Consider the following 10,861-nt stretch of genomic DNA (forward strand, 5'->3'; position numbering starts at 1 on the left):
ATCGGGTGCGGGCGGCCCAGCGGCCCCGTGGGCCTGCCGCTGCCGCCGCGCCGCCGCCGCTGATCTGGCTGGGCTGGGGCAACGGCGGCCGCCGCTGCGGCCAGGACGAACGGGTGCTGGAGCTGCTGGCCCCCCACCGTTCCCGGCTGGTGTGCCTTGGCTGCACCGCCTCCGGCGCCCCGCTCCATCCCCTCTACCGGCCGGCCGCAAGCCTGTTGCAGCCGTATGGGGCATCCTGTGGGCAGTCCGACGCCGCCGTCCGCGCCCCATGGCCCGCACCCCCCGCCGCTACGCCATCCACCTGTTCCTGACCGGCGGGCACCACCAGGAGGTGCACTTCAACACCCTGGAGGATTTCCAGAACTGGTACGGCGGTGTGCTGAACGCGGCGACCCTCGACACCTTCGTGAACGTGCCGATCAGCGACCTGACCAGCGAGTTCCTGGTGCTGCGGGCCGGCAGTGTCCAGGCGATCCGGGTGGAGCCGATCTACGGCGCCCTCGACGACTGAGGCCACCTGAGGCCTCTGTCCCGGCCTCAGAGCGCGGCGGCGATCCGCTCCCGGTCGCTGCCGAGCCGGTGCAGCAGCAGCCAGGTGGTGAGCAGGTCGGGCCCCTTGAGGCTGCCCAGCAGGGCGGCCCGCAGCCCCTTCATCAGCACCCCTTTCTTGACGCCCGCGGCCGTGGCGACCGCCCCCAGCAGCGCCTGGGCCGTGTCGGCCTCGAGGGGCCCCTCCGGCAGCTGCTCCAGCAGGGCCGTCAGGGCGGTGCGGCTGGCGGCGTCGGCCCGCAGGGCCAGGGCTGCCTCGTCCGGCTCCGGTGTTTCGAAGAAGGGGGCGGCCTGGTCGACCCCGTCCGCCAGCAGGCTGAGGGAGGGGCCCAGCAGGGCGCAGAGGTCCTCCTGCCAGCCGGCGTCGGCGGCGGGGCCGTCGTCGGCCCAGCCCCGGGCCTGCCAGAGGGGCAGCAGCCGCTGGCGCAGCTCGCCGGCCTCCAGCCCATGCAGCACCTGGGCGTTGAGCCAGTTGAGCTTGTCCCAGTCGAAGCGCGCCCCGGCCCGGTTGACCCGCTCGAAGGAGAACACCGCCGCCGCCTGCTCGAGGCTGAAGCGCTCGCCGAGGCCCTCCGGCGGCGACCAGCCCAGCAGGGTCATGTAGTTGACCAGGGCTTCGGCGGTGTAGCCCATGGCGCGGAAATCCCCCACGGAGGTGACGCCGTCGCGCTTGGAGAGCTTGCGGCCCTCCTGGTTGAGGATCAGGGGGGTGTGGGCGAACAGGGGCGGGGTCAGGCCCAGGGCGGCGTAGAGCAGCAGCTGCTTGCCGGTGTTGGCGATGTGGTCCTCGCCCCGGATCACGTGGCTGATGGCCATGGCGGCGTCGTCCACCACCACCACCAGGTTGTAGAGGGGGTCGCCGATGGCATCGGCGGGCGCCCGGCGGGCGATCACCATGTCGCCGCCCAGGTCGCTGCCGGCCCAGCGCATCTCGCCGCGCACCAGGTCGTTCCAGGTGATCGTGGCGCCGTCGTCGATGCGGAAGCGGATCACCGCCTCGCGGCCCTCGTCGATGTAGGCCTGCTGCTGCTCGGGCGTGAGGTCGCGGTGCAGGTTGTCGTAGCGGGGGGCGCGCCCCTCGGCCTGCTGCCGCTCCCGCATCGCCGCCAGCTCGGCGTCGCTGGCGAAGCAGCGGTAGGCGTGGCCGCTCGCCAGCAGCTGGGCGATCGCGGCCCGGTGGGCCTCGATGCGCTGGCTCTGCACCACCGGCTCCTCGTCCCAGGTGAGGCCCAGCCAGCGCAGGCCATCGAGGATGTTCTCCGTGTACTCGGCCCTGGACCGCTCCCGGTCGGTGTCCTCGATGCGGAGCAGGAAGGCCCCCCCCAGGTGGCGGGCGAACAGCCAGTTGAACACCGCCGTGCGGGCGGTGCCGATGTGGAGGGTGCCGGTGGGGCTGGGGGCCAGCCGAACGCGTACGGGAACCGCTGCGGCCACGGAATCGGCTCCAGATGGTGAGAACGGGACTGACGGGGCTCGAACCCGCAACTTCCGCCGTGACAGGGCGGTGCTCTAACCGATTGAACTACAGTCCCAGACCGACATTCGAGCCTGAATCCGCCCCAGAGGGTGGATGCGGCACCGATGGGCGATCACGACGGCGCGGACGCCGACCAAGGAAGTATCCATCGTCACCGGTCCCTCCGTCAACGCGGTCCGTCAACGCCGCCCCCGAAGGCCACCAACCCCGCCGCCCTGGGGCGCCGCGGGGGGAGGGGCCACACAAAAAGCCCCGTGCGGGGCACGGGGCGGACGCTGACCGGAAGGGACGCCGCAGCGCTGCGCTCAGGGGCGGAAGCCGGCGGGTTCGATCAGACGGACCTGATTGCCACGGGCGGTGAACTCCCGCCCCTGGTCGCTCTGGACCACGACCCGACCTCCGGACTTGACCCGGATGACCCGGGCCCGGACCCAGCCAAGGGCGGCCGATTCCAGCACCTTGACCACATCACCGGGTTGTAGATCCAACTCCATGTTCGGAACCACGAGACTGCAAATGGGACCATCGAACGCGCCGTGGAGGACTTGAACCCCCGACATCAGGTTTTGGAGACCTGCGTTCTACCAACTGAACTAACGGCGCAAGGCCGATGGCCCCTGGAAAGCGTGAGAGGGATTCGCGGGCAATGGCCACCCGTGAAACCAGGCTTCAGCGATCGAAGCGCTGTTTGACGCGTGTGGCTTTACCCACCCGGTCACGCAGATAGAAGAGCTTCGCCCGACGCACCTTACCGCGCCGCTCCACCTTCACGGAAGCGACCTGGGGGCTGTGGAGCATGAAGACCCGCTCCACGCCGATGCCCTGGAAGATGCGACGCACGGTGATCGTCTGGTTGAGGCCGCCGTGGCGCTTGGCGATCACCACGCCCTCGTAGGGCTGGACCCGCTCCTTGTTGCCCTCCCGGATGCGCACGCCCACCTTGACGGTGTCGCCCACGTAGATCTCGGGCAGGTCGCTCTTCAGCTGGGTCGCTTCGAACTCCTCGATCAGGGCGCGGGCGCTCAGCTTGCCGGTGGTGACGGTCACGGCGGCAGGGGCCGCCACGTCAGGGGCCGCCTGGTCCACGGTCTGCGGGTCCGCCGCAGTGGATGGATCCTCGGTGGATGGATCGGTGGTGGTCGGATCGGTCTCGGTTGCCATCCCTTTTCTCGGAGCGCCTGGCCAAACCAACACCTTACCGCCTCAGGTGACCCCCCTCCCCCCGCGCCGCCGCCAGTTCCGCTGCAGCCGCTCCCAGGCCATGGCGCCGCCGGTGACCAGCATCCACAGCAGCCCCAGGCCGTTGAGCAGCACGTAGAGGGTCTCTCCCACCGGGCCCAGCCAGCGCTGCAGCCACTCGCCCTCGTGCAGCACCATCAGCGGATGGACCTGGTCCCGGCTCAGCCCGCCCCAGTCGCGCAGCAGGCGGTAACCCACACCCGTGAGGGCCGAGAGCAGCAGGGGCGTCAGCACCAGCGGCGCCATCCAGGCGTGGGCCTGCCGCAGGCGGGCGCCCCAGGACGGTGCGGCGGGCCGTGGGGACGCGGCGGGGGTGGGGCTGGACACGGGGAAACGACGGCGGGAGGGACGCCATTGATAACTTGAATGTCCGGCCCGTCTCCCACCGCATGAACCTGTTCGCCGATCTGCTGGCCAGCACCAACGGCGTCAAGGGCGGTGGCACCCCTCTCACCCAGGCCGGCCCCCGCATCCAGAAGACCCGCCGCGGCGTGGAAGTCAAGTCGGCGCGGGAGATCGCGATCATGCGCCAGGCCAGCCGCATTGTCGCCACGGTGCTGCGGGAGATCATGGACATGGCCGCCCCGGGCATGACCACCGGCGACCTCGACCGCCACGCCGAGGCCCGCATCCGCGCCATGGGGGCCACCCCCAGCTTCAAGGGCTACCACGGCTTTCCGGCCAGCATCTGCGCCAGCATCAACAACGAGGTGGTGCACGGCATCCCCAGCGGCAAACGGGTGATCAAGGCCGGCGATCTGGTCAAGATCGACACCGGCGCCTACTACGAGGGCTTCCACGGCGACAGCTGCGTCACCCTCTGCGTCGGCGAGGGGGTGCCCGAGGAGGCCCGCCGCCTCAGCCGGGTGGCCCAGGAATCGCTGATGAAGGGCCTGGCCACCGTGAAGGCCGGCAGCACCCTGCTGGAGCTGGCCGGCGCCGTCCAGGACCACGTCGAGGCCCACGGCTATGCCGTGGTCGAGGACTACACGGGCCACGGTGTGGGCCGCAACCTGCACGAGGAGCCCTCGGTGTTCAACTACCGCACCCGTGACCTGCCCAACATGCAGCTGCGGGCCGGCATGACCCTGGCGGTGGAGCCGATCCTGAACGCCGGCAGCAAGGCCTGCCGCACCCTCAAGGACCGCTGGACCGTGGTGACCGTGGACGGCAGCCTCTCGGCCCAGTGGGAGCACACCATCGTGGTCACCGCCGACGGCTGCGACATCCTCACCGACCGCGACTTCTAGGCCCGTCCGCTTTGGCGTTCAGCGCCGCAGCAGCAGGCTCAGGTAGGCCCAGCGGCTCACGGTCGCCAGGGGCATCAGCACGTAGGTGAGCGGGTTGGGCGTCACGATGATCAGGCCGCAGTTCCAGTCGGCCTGGCGAAGGATCTCGCCGGCCACCCAGTCGGCGCCCATCACCCCGATGGGGTTGAGGGCCGAGCGGAACGGACCCAGCACCAGGCGCCGCAGCCGCACCACCGCCGCCAGCTCCGGGGCTCGCAAGCTGAGCAGCTGGCCCAGCAGCCGCTTGCTGATCTCGTAGAGGGGGCTCAGGGCCGGCTGGATCTCCGCTTCCGAGGTGTTCACCCACACCTCCGGCCGTGGGCGTCCGTCGCGCTGCGCCGGATCCCGCAGCGCCGCCACCGCGGCGAACAGCTCCAGCAGCCGCCAGGCGCTCAGGGCATTGACCTCCAGGGAACAACCCGTCGCCTCGGCGCTGCCGTCCCCATGGACATTGATGCCGTGGTTGATCACCAGCACGTCCACCTCCGCCAGCAGGGCTTCGAGGGCCGCCTCGTGGCCCACCTGCCAGTGCACCTGGCGCAGGGGGATCGGCTGCCCGTCCGGCCCGGCCAGCTGCAGCGGCGTGCGGCCGTGGCAGAGGGCGATCAGCCGGGCGCCGCGGCGGTGCCAGCGGCGCAGCAGGGCCTGGCCGAGGGCGCCGCTGGCGCCGGTGACGGCCACGGTGAGCGCTTCGTTCGAGGGGTCCGGCATGGGCCTGCGGTGGTCGTGCTGCCTAGATTGCCCGGCACCTGCGGGTCCCGGCGAGGTCACACCATGTCCATCCCCTTGCTGATCGGCTCCTGCGAACCCTTCAGCGGCAAGTCGGCGGTGGTGCTCGGTCTGGGCCGCCAGCTCGCCCGCCAGGGCGTGCCGCTCGCCTTCGGCAAGCCGCTGGCCACCTGCATGGACGACCCGCTCGACGCCTTCCCCGATGCGGCCCCGGAGAACCCCCTGCTCGATCCCGACGTGCGCTTCATCGGCGCCACCCTCGGTCTGGAGCCGGAGCAGCTGATCCCTTCGCTGCACGTCCTGGAGCCGGCGACGGCCCGGGCCCGTCTGCTGGCAGGGGATCTTGACCCGGGGGAGGGGCTGACTCTGCTGCAGCGCCGCATCCACGACGACGCCGAGCGGCTGGTGCTGCTGGAGGGGGCCGGCAGCCTCAGCGAAGGGCAGCTCTACGGCCTGGGCCTGGTGCAGCTGGCCCAGGCTCTGCAGGCCCCGGTGCTGCTGGTGCACCCGTGGAGCGACAGCCGCAGCGTCGAGTCCCTGCTGGAGGCCCGGCACCAGCTGGGGGATCTGCTGGCGGGCGTGGTGCTCAACGCCGTGGTGCCCGAGGTGGTGCCGGAGGTGCGGGAGGCGGTCCTGCCGGCCTTGGAGCGGCTCGGCATCCCGGTGCTGGGCGTGATGCCCCGCAGTCCCCTGCTGCGCAGCGTCACGGTGGAGGAGCTGGCCCGGCGGCTGGCGGCCACCGTGCTCTGCTGCCGCGACGGCCTCGACCTGCTGGTGGAGACCCTCTCGATCGGCGCCATGAACGTCAATTCGGCGATGGAATTCTTCCGCCGCCGCCGCAACATGGCCGTCGTCACCGGCGCCGACCGCACCGACATCCAGCTGGCGGCCCTGGAGGCCTCCACCCAGTGCCTGATCCTCACCGGGGCCGGTGAACCCCTGCCCCAGCTGATCAGCCGGGCCGAGGAACTGGAGGTGCCGGTGCTCAAGGTCGACCACGACACCCTCACCACCGTGGAGGTGATCGATGCCGCCATCGGCCATGTGCGGCTGCATGAAGCGGTGAAGGCCACCTATGCGATCCGGCTGGTGGAGGAGAACTGCCACTTCGAACGGCTGTTCCGCCGGCTGCGCCTGGCGGTCCATGCCTGAGGGCGCTGCTAGTTTCAGTTCGTTGGTTGTCGATAACGGGTGACCCGGTCCCTAGATCTTCCGGCCCTGGACCGGATCGATACGCTCGCCCAGGAGCTGGCCATGCTCCAGGACCGGGGCAAACGCAGAATCGCCTTCCTCGGCAGTCGCCATGTGCCGGTGGTGTCGATCCACCTGGTGGAGCTGGTGGCCCGTTCCCTGGCCCAGGAGGGCCACAACCTGATCACCTCCGGGGCCCAGGGGGTCAATGCGGCCGTGATCCGCAGCGTGCTGGAGGTGGATCCGGCCCGGCTCACCGTGCTGCTGCCCCAGAGCCTGGACCGCCAGCCGGGCGAATCCCGCAGCCAGCTGGAGCGCGTGCTGCACCTGGTGGAGAAGCCCGAAAATGATGAGCTGCCCCTGCCGATGGCCAGCAGCCTCTGCAACCAGGAGATCATCAACCGCTGCGACCAGCTGATCTGCTACGCCTTCCACGACAGCGAGACCCTGCTCTCCAGCTGCCGCACCGCCGAGGACATGGGCAAGGTGGTCAGCCTGATGTTCTTCGACTGAGCCGGCCGGTTCCCGCCGGCCGGGTTTCAGCCCAGCAGGTTCTCCTGGCGCGGCAGCACCTGCAGCCGCGTTCCCTCCCGGCCCATCACCGTCACCTGGCTACCGGGGGGGAGGCTCTGCTGGGGTGCCAGGTTCTGGGCGGCCCAGCTCTGGCCCTGCCAGCGCACCCGGCCCTCGCCGTTGGCATCAAAGGCCGTGGTCACCTCCGCCAGTTCGGCGCGGGCGCTGGGGGGGATGGTGCGGGCCTGGCGGCGGGCCGACCAGCGGCGCAGCCAGGCGTAGCCCGCTCCCACCAGCACGGCGTAGAGGAGCAGCTGGCCCAGGGGCGGCAGCACCGGCGCCAGGATGGCGACGAGGGTGAGCAGCAGGGCCGCCACGGCGCCGATCAGCAGCAGGCCGTCCCCGTCGGCGCCCACCAGCTCCAGCAGCAGCAGCACCCCCGCCAGGGCCAGCCAGAGGATCGGGGGTGCGGGCATCGGCGGGGTGCGACGGGGCGGGGGCGGAGGAACAACGAAACCAACGGGACCGTTGGCCATCGCCCCCATCCTGCCTAGCGTTGCGCCAGTGACGAAGCCTGCATGGAAGCGCTCATCATTCCGGTGCTCGTGGTGCTCGCCGGGCTGGGCATCAGCGGCGTCAAGGTCACCAGCAGCAGCCGCTCGATGCTGGTGGAGCGCCTCGGCAAGTACGACCGGGAACTGCGCCCCGGCCTGTCCCTGGTGATCCCGGGCCTGGAGCGGGTGGTGAGCCACGAATCGCTCAAGGAGCGGGTGCTCGACATTCCCCCCCAGCAGTGCATCACCCGCGACAACGTCTCGATCGAGGTGGATGCGGTGGTGTACTGGCAGCTGCTGGAGCATGCCCGCGCCTACTACGGCGTCGACAACCTGCAGGCGGCCATGGTCAACCTGGTGCTCACCCAGATCCGGGCCGAGATGGGCAAGCTCGACCTCGACCAGACCTTCACCACCCGCAGCGAGGTCAACGAGACCCTCCTCAAGGAGCTCGACCAGGCCACCGATCCCTGGGGCGTCAAGGTGACCCGGGTGGAGCTGCGCGACATCCAGCCCTCCCAGGGGGTGCAGCAGGCCATGGAGCAGCAGATGACCGCCGAGCGGGAGAAGCGGGCGGCGATCCTGCGCTCCGAGGGGGAGCGGGAGTCCCAGGTGAACGCGGCCCGGGGCCGTGCCGAGGCCCTGGTGCTGGATGCCAAGGCCAAGCAGGAGGCGGTGCTGCTCGATGCCGATGCCCAGGCCAAGCAGCAGCTGCTGCTGGCCAAGGCGCGGGCCGAATCGGCCACCCAGCTGGCGGCGGTGATCGAGGCCCATCCCGCGGCGGCCGAGGGGCTGCGGCTGCTGCTGGCCAAGGACTGGATGGCCATGGGCCAGGAGATGGCCCGCTCCCATGGCGGCAGCGTGCTGATGGTGGATCCCCAGAGCCCGGCCTCGCTGCTGGCGGCCCTCAAGGGGCTGCAGGAAAAGGGCGGCAGCTGAGGCTCCACTCCTCCCAGCTGACTCAGCTGCGCAGCACCGCCCGCAGCCCCTCGGAGTACAGCAGGGCGGTGCAGAGGATGCCGCCGGCCCAGCACAGGCTGCGCACGGGTGGAACGTTGGCCACGTAGGCCCCGATGTAGCCCAGACGCAGGGCGGGGTGCAGCCAGGCCACCAGGGGCACCCAAGGGGCGGCCGCCAGCACCGACGGGGCCACCAGCAGGCACAGCAGGCAGGCGGGGGCGTGCAGGGTGAAGGCCTCGAAGCTGTTCTGGTGCGCCCAGTTGGCCCGCTTGCCCCAGGCCGGCAGCCGCTCGAACATCGCCCGCGGCGCGGCCAGGTCGGAGGGGGTGAAGTCGGCCTGGGAGCGGGCGGCCCCCAGGGGGATCAGGCTGAGCACCACCACGGCGCCGGAGAGCACCAGCGACCAGGCGAAGGGTCCGCCGGCGGCCGCCGGCAGCACCGGCAGGGCGACGCTGGCCGCCAGGAGGGGGGGGAGCAGGGAGGTGGCCATCGGGACAGGGCGGCTGGGGTCTCTTTTCTAGGCTGGCGCTGCCTTGCCTTCGCCCGCGCCATGGCCGACAGCTATTCCTTCGATGTCGTCTCCGACTTCGACCGCCAGGAGCTGGTGAACGCCGTCGACCAGGTGCGCCGCGAGGTGGGCCAGCGCTACGACCTCAAGGACTCCAACACCGAGATCGACGTGGAGGAGGCCAGCCTGACGATCACCACCGCCAGCGACATGACCCTGGACGCGGTGGTGGACGTGCTGCGCCAGAAGGCCACCAAGCGCAACCTGTCGCTGAAGATCTTCGATCTGCAGACCCCGGAGCCGGTGGGCGGCAACCGGGTGAAGCAGGTGATCAAGCTGCGCAAGGGCCTCAGCCAGGAACTGGCCAAGAAGCTCAGCAAGAAGGTCCGCGATGAGGTCAAGAAGGTGACCGTGGCGATCCAGGGCGAGAGCCTGCGCGTCACCGGCAAGAACAAGGATGATCTCCAGCAGGTGATCAGCCTGCTGCGGGCGGAGGATCTGGAAGTGCCGCTCCAGTTTGAAAACTACCGCTGAGGCGGCCGCGGATTCTTGCCCTCAGCCGGCGACTGCAGCGGAAGGCGGCGGCGACCCCCAGGACCGGCAGAGGGCCAGGGACCGCAGGATCAGGCGGGTCGCCGGGGTCGCCGTGCGGGGGCGGTGAGAGCCACCCGGATCTTGGCTCGGTGCCAGGAGCGGGGGCTGGGCAATCGTCCAGCTCGCCAGCCAGCTCAAAACCTGGGCAATAGAGCAGCAATCCAGTGAGGGGCCAGGGCGCGGCGCCGGGGCGCTGTCCTGGAACCGGGCTGATCAGCAGTTGCCAGCCACTGTGATGGCCATGGAAGACGGTTGGAGCGGTGAATGTTGAAACGTTGGCGGTCACGGAGATGAAGCCGCAGTCGGGAAGCAGGCAGCGCGGCGCCGTCTCGAAGATCCCCTTCGGAGACCCCGAAGAGGAAGCAAAATTGAGTTCAACGGTCGCCGGTGGGGTACTGGTGGCTGTCCCGGCCTCCAGACCCCGGAAGGTGCCGATCAGGCCGTCGAAGACGAAGATCAGATCCAGCGCCAGGGCCGGCGGGGGCAGCAGCAGGACGGCCGCGACGCCTGCGAGGACGACCGCTGCAGATGTGCGATGGCTGGACGGCGCCATGGCCCCTCAGTGCCTGATCACCATCATTATTCTGTTATGGACGGATCCGAACCGTTGCCTTTGCTGCATCTTCACCATGGATGCAGATGTGCAGCAGCCATGGTTTTGGTGGCGGCACCCTTGCCACGGAGTTGGTCAGTCGGGTGTGATGGCGGGGGTCGCGGGAGTGGCCATGCCCTGGATCCGGCGACGGAGCCTCCGGCTGTAGCCGAAGCAGGCTGCGGCTCCCAGCAGGGGAAGGGGGCCTGGAACCGTTGATGTCTCCGGTTTCACGACCCTTGTGAAGGCCAGGCTTCCCGCACCCCCCTGACTGCCGATGGCATCGAGGTCGTAAGCAAAGAAGGCTTCGTTGACATCAAAGAAGCCAGGCACAAAAGAGAAGGCGGGCAGGGTGTCGACCGAATACTCGAGACCGAGAAAGACCCCATTGTCGAAGACGACCGCAGCATCAGGATCGTCGTTCTCGTCGTACTGGGTGCCTTGGAACAGGAAGGAGAAGTCGGTGAGATTGAGCGTGTTCGTGTTGTAGGCGAACGTGCCGGAATAGCTGTTGGGCGCCAGAGGGCCCGAGTCGATCAGAATGTCGAAGGTGTAATTCACCACCGCCGCCCTGAGAGGGGCCGGCTGGGCCAGCGCCATGCCCAGAGCCAGACCTGTCGTTGTGAAGGCAAGTTTGGGGAGGAGGCGGGCCATGGGAGGGGATGT

The 10,861-nt window shown here is 69.9% G+C and carries 15 protein-coding genes and 2 tRNA genes; 7 read left to right on the plus strand and 10 right to left on the minus strand.

Going from position 1 to position 10,861, the window contains the following annotated elements:
* Together KBY81_RS09450 and KBY81_RS09455 are read left to right on the plus strand one after the other, a co-directional pair.
* Positions 1 to 311 (plus strand): DUF1643 domain-containing protein (locus KBY81_RS09450; RefSeq protein WP_254976352.1); only part of this gene is annotated, 311 nt, incomplete at its 5' end.
* Entirely contained in the window at positions 269 to 511 is a 243-nt protein-coding gene (locus tag KBY81_RS09455; protein ID WP_106222438.1) for a hypothetical protein, read from the plus strand. The genes KBY81_RS09450 and KBY81_RS09455, both read left to right, overlap by 43 nt.
* A gap of 26 nt (positions 512 to 537) precedes the next feature.
* On the opposite strand, the gene gltX is transcribed toward KBY81_RS09455, so the two are convergent.
* From gltX to KBY81_RS09485, 6 genes are all read right to left on the minus strand, one after another.
* Positions 538 to 1,983 carry a glutamate--tRNA ligase gene (gene gltX / locus KBY81_RS09460; RefSeq protein WP_254976353.1) on the minus strand — a complete coding sequence of 482 codons (1,446 nt, stop codon included), beginning with the start codon at positions 1,981 to 1,983 and terminating at the stop codon, positions 538 to 540.
* A 24-nt stretch (positions 1,984 to 2,007) separates the two neighbouring features.
* Positions 2,008 to 2,081 (minus strand) — tRNA-Asp (locus KBY81_RS09465).
* A 250-nt stretch (positions 2,082 to 2,331) separates the two neighbouring features.
* Positions 2,332 to 2,520 (minus strand): hyperconserved protein Hcp, encoded by a 189-nt coding sequence (locus KBY81_RS09470; protein ID WP_006043540.1) that lies wholly within the window; start codon positions 2,518 to 2,520, stop codon positions 2,332 to 2,334.
* Positions 2,521 to 2,556: 36 nt separating this feature from the next.
* Positions 2,557 to 2,629: transfer RNA gene (locus KBY81_RS09475), tRNA-Trp, on the minus strand.
* Positions 2,630 to 2,695: 66 nt separating this feature from the next.
* Complete coding sequence (gene rplS, locus KBY81_RS09480) at positions 2,696 to 3,187, minus strand: 50S ribosomal protein L19 (RefSeq protein WP_106222442.1); 492 nt, start codon at positions 3,185 to 3,187, stop codon at positions 2,696 to 2,698.
* 42 nt (positions 3,188 to 3,229) lie between these two features.
* Positions 3,230 to 3,511 (minus strand): peptidase, encoded by a 282-nt coding sequence (locus tag KBY81_RS09485; protein WP_181280192.1) that lies wholly within the window; start codon positions 3,509 to 3,511, stop codon positions 3,230 to 3,232.
* Between the two features lie 143 nt (positions 3,512 to 3,654).
* Between KBY81_RS09485 and map the strand changes: the two genes are divergently transcribed.
* A complete protein-coding gene (gene map, locus KBY81_RS09490) occupies positions 3,655 to 4,515 on the plus strand; it encodes a type I methionyl aminopeptidase (RefSeq protein ID WP_106222446.1) in 861 nt (286 codons plus the stop codon).
* Between the two features lie 18 nt (positions 4,516 to 4,533).
* Here the strand turns inward: map and KBY81_RS09495 are convergent, their stop codons facing one another.
* Complete coding sequence (locus KBY81_RS09495; RefSeq protein WP_254976354.1) at positions 4,534 to 5,265, minus strand: NAD-dependent epimerase/dehydratase family protein; 732 nt, start codon at positions 5,263 to 5,265, stop codon at positions 4,534 to 4,536.
* 63 nt (positions 5,266 to 5,328) lie between these two features.
* Between KBY81_RS09495 and KBY81_RS09500 the strand changes: the two genes are divergently transcribed.
* Positions 5,329 to 6,435, plus strand: coding sequence for a phosphotransacetylase family protein (locus KBY81_RS09500; protein WP_106222450.1), 1,107 nt, complete (start codon positions 5,329 to 5,331; stop codon positions 6,433 to 6,435).
* Between the two features lie 39 nt (positions 6,436 to 6,474).
* Complete coding sequence (locus KBY81_RS09505; RefSeq protein WP_015108742.1) at positions 6,475 to 6,987, plus strand: hypothetical protein; 513 nt, start codon at positions 6,475 to 6,477, stop codon at positions 6,985 to 6,987.
* A gap of 26 nt (positions 6,988 to 7,013) precedes the next feature.
* Here the strand turns inward: KBY81_RS09505 and KBY81_RS09510 are convergent, their stop codons facing one another.
* On the minus strand, positions 7,014 to 7,463 hold the full coding sequence (locus KBY81_RS09510; RefSeq protein ID WP_254973545.1) for an NfeD family protein: 450 nt from the start codon (positions 7,461 to 7,463) through the stop codon (positions 7,014 to 7,016).
* 102 nt (positions 7,464 to 7,565) lie between these two features.
* Between KBY81_RS09510 and KBY81_RS09515 the strand changes: the two genes are divergently transcribed.
* Positions 7,566 to 8,480, plus strand: coding sequence for an SPFH domain-containing protein (locus KBY81_RS09515; RefSeq protein WP_106222454.1), 915 nt, complete (start codon positions 7,566 to 7,568; stop codon positions 8,478 to 8,480).
* A gap of 22 nt (positions 8,481 to 8,502) precedes the next feature.
* On the opposite strand, the gene KBY81_RS09520 is transcribed toward KBY81_RS09515, so the two are convergent.
* Positions 8,503 to 8,991 (minus strand): MAPEG family protein, encoded by a 489-nt coding sequence (locus KBY81_RS09520; protein WP_106222456.1) that lies wholly within the window; start codon positions 8,989 to 8,991, stop codon positions 8,503 to 8,505.
* A 60-nt stretch (positions 8,992 to 9,051) separates the two neighbouring features.
* Here KBY81_RS09520 and KBY81_RS09525 point away from each other — a divergent pair, with 60 nt between their 5' ends.
* Positions 9,052 to 9,543: a YajQ family cyclic di-GMP-binding protein gene (locus KBY81_RS09525; protein WP_106222458.1), complete on the plus strand. Its 492-nt coding sequence runs from the start codon at positions 9,052 to 9,054 to the stop codon at positions 9,541 to 9,543.
* A gap of 748 nt (positions 9,544 to 10,291) precedes the next feature.
* Here KBY81_RS09525 and KBY81_RS09530 read toward each other — a convergent pair.
* On the minus strand, positions 10,292 to 10,849 hold the full coding sequence (locus KBY81_RS09530; RefSeq protein WP_254976355.1) for a hypothetical protein: 558 nt from the start codon (positions 10,847 to 10,849) through the stop codon (positions 10,292 to 10,294).
* Positions 10,850 to 10,861: the final 12 nt, after the last annotated feature.

Origin of the sequence: Cyanobium sp. Lug-B (assembly GCF_024345635.1) — a bacterium.
GTDB classification, from domain to species: Bacteria; Cyanobacteriota; Cyanobacteriia; order PCC-6307; family Cyanobiaceae; genus Cyanobium; species Cyanobium minutissimum.

Bases quoted from the DNA above. Each gene is read 5' to 3' on its own strand.
- KBY81_RS09485 (WP_181280192.1), bottom strand. From the start codon at position 3,511: ATGGCGCCGCTGGTGCTGACGCCCCTGCTGCTCTCGGCCCTCACGGGT.
- KBY81_RS09495 (WP_254976354.1), bottom strand. From the start codon at position 5,265: ATGCCGGACCCCTCGAACGAAGCGCTCACCGTGGCCGTCACCGGCGCC.
- KBY81_RS09520 (WP_106222456.1), bottom strand. From the start codon at position 8,991: ATGGCCACCTCCCTGCTCCCCCCCCTCCTGGCGGCCAGCGTCGCCCTG.
- KBY81_RS09515 (WP_106222454.1), top strand. From the start codon at position 7,566: ATGGAAGCGCTCATCATTCCGGTGCTCGTGGTGCTCGCCGGGCTGGGC.
- KBY81_RS09470 (WP_006043540.1), bottom strand. From the start codon at position 2,520: ATGGAGTTGGATCTACAACCCGGTGATGTGGTCAAGGTGCTGGAATCG.
- KBY81_RS09525 (WP_106222458.1), top strand. From the start codon at position 9,052: ATGGCCGACAGCTATTCCTTCGATGTCGTCTCCGACTTCGACCGCCAG.
- map (WP_106222446.1), top strand. From the start codon at position 3,655: ATGAACCTGTTCGCCGATCTGCTGGCCAGCACCAACGGCGTCAAGGGC.
- rplS (WP_106222442.1), bottom strand. From the start codon at position 3,187: ATGGCAACCGAGACCGATCCGACCACCACCGATCCATCCACCGAGGAT.
- KBY81_RS09500 (WP_106222450.1), top strand. From the start codon at position 5,329: ATGTCCATCCCCTTGCTGATCGGCTCCTGCGAACCCTTCAGCGGCAAG.
- KBY81_RS09510 (WP_254973545.1), bottom strand. From the start codon at position 7,463: ATGCCCGCACCCCCGATCCTCTGGCTGGCCCTGGCGGGGGTGCTGCTG.
- KBY81_RS09455 (WP_106222438.1), top strand. From the start codon at position 269: ATGGCCCGCACCCCCCGCCGCTACGCCATCCACCTGTTCCTGACCGGC.
- KBY81_RS09530 (WP_254976355.1), bottom strand. From the start codon at position 10,849: ATGGCCCGCCTCCTCCCCAAACTTGCCTTCACAACGACAGGTCTGGCT.